The sequence below is a fragment of the Enterococcus durans genome (assembly GCF_002277935.1).
GTDB lineage: Bacteria > Bacillota > Bacilli > Lactobacillales > Enterococcaceae > Enterococcus_B > Enterococcus_B durans.
Genome location: NZ_CP022930.1, coordinates 1,912,533 through 1,927,116, shown reverse-complemented (window position 1 = coordinate 1,927,116; position 14,584 = coordinate 1,912,533). Strand labels below are relative to the sequence as shown.

The 14,584-nt window shown below is 31.6% G+C and carries 13 protein-coding genes; 1 reads left to right on the top strand and 12 read right to left on the bottom strand.

Annotated elements, in window-relative coordinates:
* The first annotated feature begins 23 nt into the window (after positions 1-23).
* Entirely contained in the window at positions 24-1,319 is a 1,296-nt protein-coding gene (locus tag CJZ72_RS09160) for an ISL3 family transposase (RefSeq protein WP_095443582.1), read from the top strand.
* Positions 1,320-1,584: 265 nt separating this feature from the next.
* Here CJZ72_RS09160 and CJZ72_RS09155 read toward each other — a convergent pair whose 3' ends face one another.
* From CJZ72_RS09155 to CJZ72_RS09100, 12 genes are read right to left on the bottom strand one after another with little or no spacing between them, the layout of a single operon-like run.
* Positions 1,585-2,532 (bottom strand): NAD-dependent epimerase/dehydratase family protein, encoded by a 948-nt coding sequence (locus CJZ72_RS09155; RefSeq protein WP_095443784.1) that lies wholly within the window; start codon positions 2,530-2,532, stop codon positions 1,585-1,587.
* Positions 2,533-2,537: 5 nt separating this feature from the next.
* Entirely contained in the window at positions 2,538-3,443 is a 906-nt protein-coding gene (locus tag CJZ72_RS09150) for a hypothetical protein (RefSeq protein ID WP_095443783.1), read from the bottom strand.
* 23 nt (positions 3,444-3,466) lie between these two features.
* Positions 3,467-4,621 (bottom strand): glycosyltransferase, encoded by a 1,155-nt coding sequence (locus CJZ72_RS09145; RefSeq protein WP_095443782.1) that lies wholly within the window; start codon positions 4,619-4,621, stop codon positions 3,467-3,469.
* On the bottom strand, positions 4,618-6,159 hold the full coding sequence (locus CJZ72_RS09140) for a lipopolysaccharide biosynthesis protein (RefSeq protein WP_095443781.1): 1,542 nt from the start codon (positions 6,157-6,159) through the stop codon (positions 4,618-4,620). Before CJZ72_RS09140 ends, CJZ72_RS09145 begins: the two co-directional genes overlap by 4 nt.
* A gap of 9 nt (positions 6,160-6,168) precedes the next feature.
* On the bottom strand, positions 6,169-7,647 hold the full coding sequence (locus tag CJZ72_RS09135; protein ID WP_095443780.1) for an O-antigen polysaccharide polymerase Wzy family protein: 1,479 nt from the start codon (positions 7,645-7,647) through the stop codon (positions 6,169-6,171).
* 5 nt (positions 7,648-7,652) lie between these two features.
* Positions 7,653-8,633, bottom strand: coding sequence for a glycosyltransferase family 2 protein (locus CJZ72_RS09130; RefSeq protein ID WP_081133864.1), 981 nt, complete (start codon positions 8,631-8,633; stop codon positions 7,653-7,655).
* A 1-nt stretch (position 8,634) separates the two neighbouring features.
* Entirely contained in the window at positions 8,635-9,612 is a 978-nt protein-coding gene (locus tag CJZ72_RS09125) for a glycosyltransferase (RefSeq protein WP_081133865.1), read from the bottom strand.
* Positions 9,613-10,668: an NAD-dependent epimerase/dehydratase family protein gene (locus tag CJZ72_RS09120; RefSeq protein ID WP_081133866.1), complete on the bottom strand. Its 1,056-nt coding sequence runs from the start codon at positions 10,666-10,668 to the stop codon at positions 9,613-9,615. It abuts the gene before it with no gap.
* Between the two features lie 9 nt (positions 10,669-10,677).
* The gene (locus CJZ72_RS09115; protein ID WP_005880956.1) at positions 10,678-11,379 is read right to left on the bottom strand and encodes an IspD/TarI family cytidylyltransferase; all 702 of its coding nucleotides are present in this window, start codon (positions 11,377-11,379) and stop codon (positions 10,678-10,680) included.
* Complete coding sequence (locus CJZ72_RS09110) at positions 11,376-12,230, bottom strand: LicD family protein (RefSeq protein ID WP_095444042.1); 855 nt, start codon at positions 12,228-12,230, stop codon at positions 11,376-11,378. Before CJZ72_RS09110 ends, CJZ72_RS09115 begins: the two co-directional genes overlap by 4 nt.
* Positions 12,231-12,263: 33 nt before the next feature.
* Positions 12,264-13,067: a glycosyltransferase gene (locus CJZ72_RS09105; RefSeq protein WP_081134018.1), complete on the bottom strand. Its 804-nt coding sequence runs from the start codon at positions 13,065-13,067 to the stop codon at positions 12,264-12,266.
* Positions 13,068-13,118: 51 nt separating this feature from the next.
* Positions 13,119-14,510 carry a sugar transferase gene (locus CJZ72_RS09100; protein ID WP_081133867.1) on the bottom strand — a complete coding sequence of 464 codons (1,392 nt, stop codon included), beginning with the start codon at positions 14,508-14,510 and terminating at the stop codon, positions 13,119-13,121.
* Positions 14,511-14,584 lie beyond the last annotated feature (74 nt).

Genomic DNA, 14,584 nt, shown 5'->3' with positions numbered 1-14,584 from the left:
ACCAATTCATAGGAGGATTCAAGATGTCTCATACTCAGCTTATCAAAGATACCCTAAATATTCTAGACCTAAATATCTATTTCGAGGAAAATTGTTTAACTAAAGAAAAATATAAAGGGCAAATTTGCTTGATTTACAAAGGAACTCTTCTGTACAAGCCAGAAGAGTGTCCCCATTGTCTTTGTGTCGTCCCCTCTAGGATCATTCGTTGGGGGACGACAACCGTTCGGTTGTTACTGAATGATGTGTCTGAGTATCGCACTTATCTGGAGTTGAAGAAACAACGATTTAAATGTAAGTCTTGCCAAAGAACATTCGTAGCGGATACCTCTGTTGCTGAAAAACACTGTTTCATTACTCAAAAAGTTCGTTGGTCTGTTATTGCTCGCTTAAAAGAGAATACTTCCATGACGGAAATCGCTCGTCAGAAAAATATTTCCACTTCTTCGGTCTATCGTGTCATGAAGCGATTCTACCGCCCATTGAATCCTTTCAAACAGACTTTGCCAAAGGTCTTATGCTTTGATGAATTCAAATCGGTTCGAAGTGTTGCCAGTGCAATGAGTTTTATCATGATGGACGGACAAAGCCATGCATTATTGGATATTGTCGAAAATCGACGCTTGCCTTATTTAGAACGCTATTTTTCTCGGTTTTCATTAGCGACTCGTGAAGCCGTTCAATTGATTGTTATTGATATGTATGCGCCTTATGTTTCGTTGGTGAAAAAGCTTTTCCCGAATGCTCAGTTGATCATCGACCGTTTCCACATCGTCCAACATATTGGCAGAACTTTCTTGAATCACCGAGTGAAAGAAACCACTGTACGACTTAAAGGATCTTCTCAGTCTCAACGAGGACTAGGGAAAAAAATGAAACGTTATTGGAAACTCCTACAAAAAGAAGAAGCAAAGTTAAACTATGAAAAACGGGTTTGGCGTGCCAGTTTTAAAGATTATTTGACTGAAAGTGAGATTGTCGATCGACTGTTAGCTGCTTGTCCCAACTTACGCCAAGGCTATCAGTTATACCAAGACATTCTTTATGCGGTAAAGAAAAGAGATCAGTCACTATTTGAGGATTGTTTAACTAGAGACATTAGCGGTCTGCCTGAAACCTATACAACCACTTTACGAACGTTTAAAAATTTTCTGCCACAGATCCAAAATGCGCTTCACTACAGCTATTCAAACGGACCATTAGAATGTTTAAACAACCACATCAAAGTATTAAAACGCAATGCGTACGGCTTTCGCAACTTTTACAATTTCAAACTACGGATCATGATTCGTCATGGCAAAACATTTTTAACCAAATAAACAGAACAGAAAGAGGGTTTCTTCTTTCTGTTCTGTCCAAATTATTCTAAGATTTCTCTTTACCAACATCATTTGACAAAGAGCCTAAAAAAGAGACTGGGACAACAATTGTCTCAGTCTCTTCTAGTATCTCTGAAAATGGATAAACGGTGAGACAAACGTCGCATCCTCGGAAAATACGTTGAAATTTCCCAAAAATTGGAGGAGAAATTTTCGGAAATTCCTTTTTATTTCTTGATGCGAAACACTTTTGTCTCAACCTCGTTTAGTTGATTTCAGTTTTTATATAATTAGTCATTCCACTTAAAATATCATATTTCGGTTGGTAACCAATTGACTGGATCTTAGTGATATCTGCTAGAGAGTCATGGATATCACCTGAACGCTCTTCTTTATATTCAAGCGCCAGTTCTACGTCAAGAATTTTATCGATTGCATGAATCAATTCCAAAAGCGTGGTAGCTTTACCTGTTCCAACATTGAATTGTGTCCCCAATGCTGCTTTTTCATTTGCAACTAAAAGTAACGCTTGGATCACATCCTCTATATAAACAAAATCTCTAGACTGGCTCCCATCACCGAATAATGTAAAGGAAGCTTTCTCTCCTGCTAGTTGTTTCTTGTAGCGATCTATCAGAATAGAAATCACGCCGCTATATGGAGAATTTGGATTTTGATTTGGTCCGTAGACATTGAAGAAACGAACTGCGCTACCAGGTACATCATACAAATGACAATAGTCTAGCACATATTGTTCTGCAGCAAATTTATCAACTGCATAAGGTGTCAATGGTCGAATCACAGACTCTTCTTTTTTTGGTAAGGTCGGTTCATCCCCATAAACAGCCGCTGAAGAACTAAATACGATTCGTTTTAAATCAGGTTGGTACTTACGGATCAATTCTAGAATCATCAATACACTTTCAAAATTCACACGATGTGTTTCCACCGGTCTAGCAACTGAATCAGCCACACTAGCAACTGCTGCTAAATGGAAGATATAATCAAATTGATTAGCTTTCATGATCTCTTCCATCAAGGATTTATCTGCGACATCTCCCTCAATAAAAGTGATATTTTTCGTCATATCCAGATTTTCTATTTTTCCCATCGATAAGTCATCGACGACGATTACCACATTCTCTTTTCCCAAATGATTGGCCAAGGTAGAACCAATAAAACCGGCCCCACCGGTGATCAATATTTTTTTCATGAATTTCACTCCACTTCTGATTCATTAATCTTATTTTTGTTCAATAATAGATTTATTTCACTCTCATATTCCCCTGCCACATTTTTGCTTATTTCAGGATCCTGTTGTATAAGAACGTAGCCAGAATCTTCAATCCAAGTTTCATAAACCCAGGAGAACAGTAAAGGTTCTTTATTAACGTTGTTAATATAATAAGAGTATTTTTCAGATAGCTGAGGATCATTATTTGTTTTAATATCATTTACAACTGGAGAAATAAAATCAGGTGTATCTGGTATGTTTAAATTTATACCTTCAAAATTTATTAAACTTCTTGTATTTTGAATTAAGTACAGATAGGCATTATTTAATTCTTCATATGAACTGAATGTAAAAATTCTCACCTTTGCATCACAATTGCTAATTGTTTTGACTTCAAATTGCATAGATGTCATCGGAGAAATTTTATTTATGGATAAACCAACATTAGCCATATCATTTTCACTAATTTCAGATGGATTTAAAACCATATTACCATCTTCACGATATTGATTTATTATGTCATTTGCCGAAACTAAATAATCATCTCTAGTTTTAGGATTGATAATTATATCAGCCTCTTCGCCAACTATAGTACCATTTGATTTTATTCCTAAATATATTTTATCATCATGAATATTTTGTATATTATAGTATATCTTAAATCTACCTTTTGAATTTACTTTTACTTTGATATTTTTCGTATTGATATTCCCATCTAAAATTCCATTTTCACCATTTTTCAATGTACCCGTTATTTCGACTTTCCCCTCACTATCGGCATAAAAAGCAGGTTCATCAAATGACAAGTGAGCATTTTCCACATTTTTTGTACAACCAACTAGAATTAAAAATATACTTATGATCCCTATTAAATAAATAATTTTTTTCAATTACTTTTCCTACACTTTCTTAATTATGAAGTCACATACTTTAATAACTCTTTCCATTGTCGTACTATAGAATTTAATGAAAAAGTATTGCTTCTTAAAAGAGCTAGTTGAGCATATTCTGTTAAAATTTTCTCATTATTAACTAAATCAATCATGTCTTTTATGAATCTTTTTTCTGAAAAATCTTTCACAAGATATCCAAACTTACCATTCTGAGTTATTTCCATTGCGCCTGTCGTTTCAAAAGTAACAACAGGTAATCCAAAATTCATTGCCTCAACAAGCGTTAATCCAAAACCTTCATATAATGCAGGTGAGACTAGAATTTTAGAATTTCTATAGTATATGGCTAATTCATCAGAATTTTTAGGTCCTAAGTAATTTATTTTTGATGGATATTTCATTTTAGAATACAAATATTGGAATTTTTCTATCTGTGATTTTGTCCCATCTCCTATTAGATTAACATTCCAATTATCTGGTAGTTTATCTGCCAATTTTATTAAAATATCTATTCCTTTGCTCTCTATATCAAGCCTTGAAACACACAAAATATTATTATTTCTTTCCGTATTTATACAGTCGTCGTTTTTTTCATAAATAATCGGATTATATATTTTCATTCCTTTGATATTTATTTTTGCTAAAGCAGCAATGTCATATTCAGTTAAGCATACAACAGCATCACTTTTTAAAAGACTATCCTTATAAAATTCTAAATATTTTATTCTCTCTTTCTTTTCCGTGTATATATTTACAGGTCCATGTATCCATACTATCACTTTTAAGCCAGGAAACTTTTTCTTTAATTTGGGAACCAAAAAAGTAAGATCGTATCTACATATTATGATAACATCTAGATGTTTAGACTGTATAAATTCTGAAATTGCCATATATTGTTTATTCATGTAATTAGCTAGATTTACACTTTTATTATTTAATGCTAGTTCAGTATATTTTTTTATATAAGTTGCATACTTTAAAATTTTAGTTTCTCTAATCTTATACCTAGAGACGGTAAGCTTATTTGAAGGTATTTTATAAAAATTTGAGCTATCTCCAGATGCACTTAAATAAAATGAATTGTTATCAAATTTCTCAATACCATTACCTATTAATGTAACTACTCTAGCAATGCCTCCCATTGGAAAACTATCAGATATAAATCCTACATTCATTTAATCAACTTCTTTCGAAAAATATTAATCAATGTAACGTATAAAAATCGCAGTTCAGGAGCTTTAAAATAGACTAATAGATATATAATAGTTCCCACAATAAAACTTGTTGTTGCATATAGTAGTATTCCTGTCAGATTAGAAGCGAATCTCCCCACAATCACAAAAAATATAATTGTTGTTGCGATTACCAATGTAATTAACTGCTTCGAGACAATTTTTATATAATTATAGATAGAAGAATGTAGTCCATATTTATACACTACGTAAGGTTCAATCCAACAAACAGTCAGTAAAGAAGATATTGTTGTAGCAAAAAGTACTCCATTAATACCTAATTTAAAAACTAACAAAAAGAAAAATGAAAATACGATATTAAGGATTGCCTCAATCACAGATTTCCATCTTTGTTGCCAAGCCAAACCAAATGCTTCGATGAAAACTATTGATGAGTTTCTCATCATCAATATTACAAAATTAAGGATAATTAAAAACACGGTCATCGATGATAATTTATATTTTGATCCCACCCAAAAATCAATAAATGGATTTATTGTAGCAATTAGTATTATACTTGAATAGTATGTTAAAGTGAAATTCACAAAGTTATGACGCTCAAATACTTTGATACTTAAATGATCATCTTTATCAACAGCAACGTTACCAATACTTGAAGTAATTGAGTTAGTTATTTGTCCGCAGAGCCCTCTTATGCTATTAACAATCAAAATATAATTTGAGTATATCCCTACCGTACTAATACCTACAAAGGAAGAAATAAAAATGTTGTCAGTACCACTAACCACTACGCCGCCAATTTTGGAAGATAAATTCCCTATTGTATTTCTTTTCAAAGTTTCCTTAGTTTCATTATCCAAAGAATAAGATTTGGATTTTTTTAAATACGGATAATATTTCTTTACCTTAAATGTCAATAGTACATTTGCTGTAATTGTACCTAATATTTGTATACATAAAAAAATTATATAATTTTGATAAAAGTATAGGCTTATAAATTGAAATATTGTAACAAAACAATTACATAAAAAATCATATACCACTGGAATATATGATTTTTGATCCGCAATAAGCAACGATCTGTTGTAAGTAAAAAAATAACTACTTACAGAATTTATTAAAAATAAGAAATATATCACATAAATATTTTTGATATATCTTGCATCACCAATCATATAGGGTAATAGAGGCACCAACATGATTCCTAATACTCCTATTGCTAAACCAATAAACGTGTATATTTTCTTATATAGATGCATTAACGAATTAATTTTACTCTCATCGCCTTTGGCAATTGGTGAGTATAGAGAATAGACTATTGAAGTACCAACTCCTAATTCAGCTAAAGACAACATAGATAAAATATTTGTAAATAATCCATTTAATCCGAGATATTCAGCTCCTAAAAAGTAAATAAATATACTTCTAGAAATAAATTTAATTAAAATGTTAAAAATATATATAGTCGCTGAAACACTCGAATTAATAAGAGAGTATTGCATTCTGCTTTTCTTTTTCAAAATATCCTCCTAATTAAATAAAGTACTAAAATATTTTACTATTTTTTTACTTTTAAATTTACTTAGTAAAAATGCTCCAACGTAGCAAAAACAAACGCACATCCAAAACGAAGGTTTTAAAATAAATACTGCCCATCTAAGCGTAGCATCTCGTGGTAAAAAGAAAAAACTTATCAAAGATGTTAATATAAATATATTAATAAATATTTTGTTTTTTCTAAAGTATACTATAAATAAAATAGTTAATACTCCAAAAATAAAACTAGAAATAATCACTCCAATATAGCCAAAATCCAGGTACGTTTCAAGTATAAAAGACGAACCAAATCCATTTCCTTTAAAGAAATCCTTCCATCTACTTACATAATCTAGATTATTGGCTAATTGATAACTAGCAATTCCTCGGTAATAATTATTCCCTTCATTCATGCTTCTCATTCCAAAAAGTTTTTGGCTTATTACACCATACTTTAATGCATCAAGAAAAGGTCCAAATGTATATAATTTTATTTCTGAAAATGGAAGTTTATCCATAAACTTATAGCCTATACTCAATGTGTCAAATGTTGTTCCTTGTTTATAAAAAAAATCAATAATAATAGAGAATATCCCCTTTGGAGCAGATTCTCCTGCACGCAGGTAATTCATTATTCCTAAGCCAAACAACCCAGGAGGGACCATGGCACCAATAATGATTCCTTCTTTTTTGCCAAACCAGCTTTCTTTTTTATCATAAAAACTTCTCATTATGACATACACCAAAGCAAAGAGAAAACTTAATACTAAGCTATTTCTACTTCCCATAAGAAATGTAGGAACAGTTGTTAAAACATACAATGCTAGCATAGTAATACTTCTTTTTTTTGTAGGAAATGTTGCTAAAAATATACATAAAGCAAATGTGCTAAACAATGAAAATCCCTTTATGAAAAAGGGTAAATGGGAAGTAAAACCAGCATGAAATTCGAGATAACTAGTTGATTTAGCATATAAATATTTTTCAATATTTATAAGTAAGGTAGACAATATAGAAATAATATAAAGGACACCTGAAGTGATTCGCAACAAATGAGTTTTTTCATCTTCGTGAGTATCTTGATTTATCAAGATTGACTTATTAATAACTTTCTTAGTAACAATAGTTGCTACTAATGATCCTATGAACAAAAAAAGTAGACTAAAGAAAACTCCTGTTAATGCAAAGTTGATATTATTGTAAGGAAAATACCAAAATTTACTTCCTCTAATTGTTGCTATCAATGGTCTACTTATTAAAAGAGTAAACATAGTTACATTAAGAAAAAAGAATATTACTCTCTTTTTTATATTATATAAAGAAAAAAACATATTGTTTAACCAGATGAATGTGATCCCAAATACCTGTAATTCATAGCTATTGTATAATTCTCCACTTAAAAATAGAATACATCCAGTAATAATTGTTATTAAACTTATAACATTTCTTATTGTCAAATGTTTTTTTAGCATCCTACTCACCTTCTTAATTTAAACTGTAATTTTGTCAATAATTTATAAATTCTCAAATCAACTAGTAAAAATAATCCTGCAATTCGTCTATTCAAGCTAAGTCTACTTTTAAAAAGTATAAAACTCATATTTTTTCTCAAAAAACTTACTATCTGCTTGACTTCTTTTTTATATTCTTTTTGCACATTAGACTTAATTATTAAATCCAAAACTGAATAGTAAGCCCAGCAGACTCTACTATGAGCATTTTCATATAACTCTGGAAATTTTTCTATAACTTTTTTTTCATTTTTAGTCCAAACTTTTATTATATTGAACATTTCAACCTTAAATTTCCCCTCAGTTGAACTATTACTGTTTCTAATATAAAAATATAATGGTGTACTCTCATAAATAACTTGATTTATTTCTAAAAAAATATCAATCATCAACTCTGAATCTTCGGCAAAGCTACTATTAGGATAATTTTTATTTTTGAATATATCTTTTTTAAATAGCTTTGTAACTGAATGTGTACCAAATGTCTTTCCGTCTAAAATATTCTTTAAGGCTTCAAATTGGGAGTAGATAATTTTATCTTTTCTTTCTTCATAATTATTTATTGAATAAGACCCATTTTCTTGATTATAAATATTTTCTAACTGGATTATGGATATATCCGCTTTAGACTCTAATAGATTTTTTAATAAGATATCAAACATTTCGATATCTATTAAATCATCACTGTCCACAAAACCAATATACGATCCTTTAGAAGCCTTTAAACCGGTGTTTCTTGCGCCTCCGGCCCCCATATTTTTTTGATTTATAAGAGTGAATCTAGAATCCTCTCTTACAAACTCATTACATATCTCTACACTATTATCTACTGAACCATCATTGACCAAAATTACTTCTATATTTTGATAAGTTTGATTTTTAATTGATAATAAACATCTTCTTAATGTTTTTTCAGAATTATATATAGGAACTATTATACTAATCATCTTATCTCCATTTATTACTATTATTTTTTTTCACAAGATATGAATATAATCTGTTTGAAAAGAGTAAAGTAAAAAAGCTAATTTTTCTATTAAACGTAAAATTTTTGCTTTTAATAATCTTAAAAAAATTTTTATTTAATGTTAGCTTTATCTCTTTATAATATCTATCTTCTTCTGGTGTTCTTTTTACTAATGCTAATTTATCAATAACGAAGAAATTTGCCCATATTACTCTTGCGTGTGCATCACTAACTAAAATTGGAATGTTCTTCTTTATCAAATTATAATTATATTCCCATGCTGTTATGGTATCTATATCTTTAACGCTAAATTTAGCAGATGTAATGCTCTCTTTTCGGTGTATATAATGATACTTAAGTTTAGTAGCTACACCTACTTTATTTACTAATAGTAAAAGTTCAATGATAACAAAGGCATCTTCAGCTATAACATCTTTAGGAAATCTGATATGTTGGAACAATTCTTTTTTATATAACTTGTTCCAAACATTTGCGGTTAATTTTCTTCCTTTGAGAATCTCTTCAATAGCTTGAGTACTATCTATGACAGTAAAACTCTCTATATCCTTATCAATATTTAATATACAATCACCATATTCATCATAATAACCGACAATTGCCATATCGACATCTTCTACACTAAAAGCGTTATACAAAATCTCATACATATCTTTATCAATGAAGTCATCACTATCAACAAATCCTAAATATTTTCCTTTAGCTATTTCAATTCCTGCATTACGAGCATCACTTAATCCACCATTTTCTTTATGAATAACTCGCACTCGACTATCTAATTTTGCATACTCATCACAAATTGCTCCACTATTATCTGGAGAACCATCATCTACTAATATTACTTCAAAATCCGTAAATGTTTGGGCTAAAATAGAATCTACACATTTTCTTAAATACTGTTCTACGTTATATATGGGAACTATTATACTAATCTCACACATTTATATCTCATCCTTAACTAATTGTACTGTATGGATCAAAGATTCATCTAATGAAAATAATGGCTGCCAACCGCTATTGATAATTTTTTGATTGTCTAAAATAGCTGTATTCGCCTTAGAAAAACCTTTGCTTTCGATCTCATCCGGTAATTCAAAACGTACTTCTTTATTTCCAATATCTGCTAATTTTTTGGCAAGATCTTTAAGATGCAAATCAAAATTTTCATCTGCGATATTATACGCTTCGCCACTTTCTCCATGAAGTAACAAATGAAGAATTGCAGAAACAGCATCACCTACATAAATGTACGAAAAATACTGGTTTCCTTCACTTTTTAAGATAATATCTTCACCGTTTACTGCATTCAAGATGAATTGAGAAGATGCTTTCGAATCGGATAACAACATCGTTGGTCCAAAGGTTCGACATAATCTCGGAATAACGATGTCCAAATGATGTTTTGCGATATAAGCTTGACAAAGAGATTCACTTACCCGTTTGCCTTCTGGATAGCCAGCTCGTAACGTATTGCAATCGATATAGCCACAATAATCTTCAGTAAATTTTTCAACATCTCCACGATTTTCACCATATATTTCGACAGTTGAAAGAAAAAGAACTCTGCTTGCTTTCGTAGCCACAGCATGTTTCAAGACTTGTTCAGTTCCAGCAAGATTGGTCATAATTGTTCCAATAGGATCAGTTGCATAGGCTTTTGGATGGGTGTTACTAGCACCATGAATAATATAATCAGCAGTAATTGATGATGGGAATGGCTGCGTAACATCTCCTTCAATTATTTCAAAGTTACGATCATTGATATAGGATTGGAATCGTTTTTCCAACTTATTGCGGTTTCTGCCCATAGCGTATACTTTGATATTGGTTTCTAAATATTCGTTTGCCACCATCAAAACATCAACTAGAAATGAACCAATCATTCCTGAAGCTCCAATCATCAATAGCGATTTTCCATCTAAGCTTTTTAAATCTTTCGTGTACTTAATCACCTTCATTAAGTCATTACGATATATCGTATTCTCATTTAAAGCCATGCTCATCACCTAGTCTTTCATTTTTAAATATGCTTTGAACAATTCTAAATCGTCTGTTGTCGTTAACTTAATATTTTTATCAGAACCCGCAGCAAAATAGAGAGTTTCACCAAGATCAACCATCATTGTGTTTGTATAAGATGAGTCTGTCATCCCAATATTTTCTTTGATTGCACGATTGTAAGCAGATAACAACTTGCCATATTGGTAAGCTTGAGGTGTTGAAACACGTCGTAACGTATTGCGGTCAACATACTGTTCCGTTGTTTCTTCTGTTTTTTTGATAAATATTTGTTCATTATATGGTAAAGAAGTCACACCATTTCCATATTCTTTACATTTGACAATCACATCAGATAATACTAACTCATCTACTAATGGACGAATACCATCGTGAATGATAATTGTGTCATCATCCTCAGAATAGTCTTTTAAGAACTGCACGCCATTATTGATTGATTCTTGTCCTTTAGATCCACCGGTGATCACCCATTGTACTTTACTAATGTTAAACTCTTTGATGTAAGCCCACATAGTTTCTTCCCAGCCTGATTTGCAAACAACTAATATGCGATCAATTTGTGGATGATGTTGGAATGATTCCAAAGTATAAATAATGATTGGTTTTCCATCAATTGTAATAAATTGCTTTGGGATATCTTGCCCCATTCTTTTGCCAACTCCACCGGCAATTATAATAGCTGTGATCATTTTTCTTCCGCTCCTTCAGTAAGATAGTATTTCCCTCTATACTCTTTGTAACAGCAATCTGGATCAATATAAATCGAATCGTGAATTGTTTTCTGATTTTCTTTGGATGGTCTTTCCATATAATTACCAAAAGCGGTTTTTAAATAACGATCATAACCAACTGGAATGGGCATTTCGGTATTTTCAAACGGCACAAACTTTGCAATTGAAAAGTCCTCTGCATAATAAATGTTTCCCATATATTTAGGTCCAACACATAATTCTGTTACATACTTAGTTGGTTTTTTATTATACTTAGTCATTTGTCGTTCTGCAAAAGACCAAATATAGTAACGGATATTTTGTTTCTTGAAAATACTTAACAATATTTTCCCCCCTGTAGCCATGATCCCACCATGGTTTTCTGGAACTACTTGAGAACAAAATAGAGCGTATACTAGAGCCCACATTTTTTGTATTTTTCTACTGAATTTAGAATCTGGGGCAACGTCTAAAGGAAAGATATCAATCGTTATTCCATGTACAATATCAAGATCTTTTTGATAAGTTTTAATAAAGGTAGTATCCGCATCTCGAATCGTTGTAAAAGAATTATGATCATTATAATTTTTAGAAGCTTTTTGAATTGGATATTTCTTATTTATCTCTGATTCATACCAAAGCTTATAAAATTTTTCATAATCTTGTCTTGGCATAAAAAAATCAAGATCATCGTCCCAAGGAATAAATCCCTTTTCTCTCACTGCTCCAATTGCACCGCCACCACAGAAATAGCAAATAAGCTGTTTTTTCTTACAGAAATCAACAATTTCTTGAGCCATTTTTAAAGTAATTTTTTGTAATTTCTCCATTTTAGGATCACTACTATACAAGTAAACATCCCCCTATTTTCTCAATTGTGACTGATAAATTTTCCCTCTTAACTTATTAGGCAATAAACACACTAGACTATGTGCACATGATACAAATAAAAAATCCTTTACCGTACCTAGGCCGGCTCTCCAGACATGATAACGTCCTTTTAATCCTGGCATAAGATATTTTATACCTCCACGTCTTGCATACATGTCTGCACCAGCTCTAGCATAAACTAAAGGTTCTTGCACGTTATACCCTTGGAATCCTGCTTTCAAAAGTCTTACCCATAAGTAATAGTCTTCAAATCCAATCAATGGCTGATAATTACCAACACTTAATATAGCATTCTTATCAAACATCACAGTCATATGGTTAAACGGATTCCTTTTTTTCGAAAATTTGCGTATTTCATCGTTATATTCTGGAACAATTCTTTTTCCGATTATGTGTTCCTTGTTATTAACGAATTCATCGATATTACTTCCAACAATAGCAATCTCTGGACGTTGTTCAAATATAGCAAGTTGTTTTTCCAAACGGTTTTCAGCCATGATATCATCCGTATCCATCCTAGCAACCAGTTGATTCGACGTATGTTCTAGACCTTTAGCTAGAGCCACTCCCAAACCTTGATTCTGTTCTAATTTAACTAATTTAAATTTATCAGGGTATTTCTTTTCAAATGTTTCTACCACTATTTCTAATTTTTTATTGATTGGCCCATCATAAACTAACACAATTTCATCAGGTAAAATTGTCTGTCTAAAAATACTAGCGAGCGCTTCTCGTAAATATTCCGGCTTTTCTTTATCATACAAAGAAAGCAACATACTGATATTTTTATTTTTCAAATTTCTCCCTGCTTTCTTCTCAAATATTTTTTAGCGAAAGATTTTTTCATTTGGAAAATCAATTTCTGCCAATGAGATCACATTTTCGTCATCTTCTAGTCCTTGAGAGGACATTTTATCAAACAAGATCTTGATAGTTTGTAATAAGATCTTTAAGTCAAGCATCAATGAATATTTTTTAATATAAAGCAAGTCAAAACGCAATTTACTGTTGTAATCAGAGACATATTTCCCATAGACTTGTGCATACCCGGTGATACCGGCACGAACATTGTGTCGTAAGTAATAATAAGGATTTTCTGCATTGAACTGATCGACGAAGAAAGGACGTTCAGGACGTGGTCCTACGATCGACATATCCCCTTTAAGCACATTGAAGATTTGTGGCAATTCATCAAAGCGGACAGCTCGAATAAATTTGCCTACAGGTGTTACTCGTGCATCGTTGCTTTTAGCTAAAACTGGCCCGGACTTTGCCTCTGCTGTTGCGGTCATCGAGCGGAATTTATAAATCGAAAATTCCTTTTGATTTTTTGTGATTCGCACTTGTTTATAGATGATTGGTCCAGGTGATGTCACTTTGACTAAGATTGCTGTGAATATCATAAATGGTGAAGCAATAACTAGTAAAACAAGTGAAACGATGATATCGAATAAACGCTTGAATAGTTCATATTCTGGTTGGATCCTAAACCCAGATGCTTCAATGATACTTTCATCTTCGAAATTCATAATATTCGGATTAATCATCGTCAAGTTTTCAAATGTTGTATTCAAAAATAATTTTTTTTCATTTTTAGTAACTAATTGATAGATTTTGATTTTTTCGGATTCTTTGATATGAGAAGCAAGATAGACAATGTCGATGTCTTCAATCATATTTTTGATGTTTTCGTAATAGTTATCAAGAATGACTGCTTCGACTTTATGTTTATTGTTTTTCTTTGAACCAAAATTTTGGATCGCTGGTGCGACATCTTTTTCTAGCCCAATGATGACGACCTTTTTATCTCGACTTACTCGTAAATAAAGTTTATAGACAAGAATACGGTAGATACTTAAGAAAATCGTACCGAGGATAAACGAGAGTAAGATAACAATACGTGGAAAAGCAAACCAACGGCCCGCAAAAGTCACTACCATGATTCCTAGTGTCATCAATACCTGACCGATGACTGTGACAAACACGATGTCACTGACCATTCGATTATAAAAAACATATGCACCCAACAAAATGTTCAACGCAATAAAAATCACTGAAATAATAAATGCTGAGTGTTGGAAAGTTTCGAAATTTCGTAATGGCACCTCTCCACGAAATTTCAGTAAGAAACTACTATATATTGCTACATTGTATACAATAACATCCATTAATATAATGAATATCCGTCGTGCAGCACTCCATTCTCCATTTTTATTCATATATACACTCCTAATCACAAAATAATACCTCTATTATCTTACCATAGCGACCTTTAAAAACCTAGTTTATAAGC

Excerpts from the sequence above, each read along its gene's own strand:
- CJZ72_RS09155 (WP_095443784.1), bottom strand. The coding sequence starts at position 2,532 with ATGAAAAAAATATTGATCACCGGTGGGGCCGGTTTTATTGGTTCTACC.
- CJZ72_RS09125 (WP_081133865.1), bottom strand. The coding sequence starts at position 9,612 with ATGTGTGAGATTAGTATAATAGTTCCCATATATAACGTAGAACAGTAT.
- CJZ72_RS09120 (WP_081133866.1), bottom strand. The coding sequence starts at position 10,668 with ATGGCTTTAAATGAGAATACGATATATCGTAATGACTTAATGAAGGTG.
- CJZ72_RS09105 (WP_081134018.1), bottom strand. The coding sequence starts at position 13,067 with ATGTTGCTTTCTTTGTATGATAAAGAAAAGCCGGAATATTTACGAGAA.
- CJZ72_RS09145 (WP_095443782.1), bottom strand. The coding sequence starts at position 4,621 with ATGAATGTAGGATTTATATCTGATAGTTTTCCAATGGGAGGCATTGCT.
- CJZ72_RS09110 (WP_095444042.1), bottom strand. The coding sequence starts at position 12,230 with ATGGAGAAATTACAAAAAATTACTTTAAAAATGGCTCAAGAAATTGTT.
- CJZ72_RS09160 (WP_095443582.1), top strand. The coding sequence starts at position 24 with ATGTCTCATACTCAGCTTATCAAAGATACCCTAAATATTCTAGACCTA.
- CJZ72_RS09135 (WP_095443780.1), bottom strand. The coding sequence starts at position 7,647 with ATGCTAAAAAAACATTTGACAATAAGAAATGTTATAAGTTTAATAACA.
- CJZ72_RS09100 (WP_081133867.1), bottom strand. The coding sequence starts at position 14,510 with ATGAATAAAAATGGAGAATGGAGTGCTGCACGACGGATATTCATTATA.
- CJZ72_RS09115 (WP_005880956.1), bottom strand. The coding sequence starts at position 11,379 with ATGATCACAGCTATTATAATTGCCGGTGGAGTTGGCAAAAGAATGGGG.
- CJZ72_RS09130 (WP_081133864.1), bottom strand. The coding sequence starts at position 8,633 with ATGATTAGTATAATAGTTCCTATATATAATTCTGAAAAAACATTAAGA.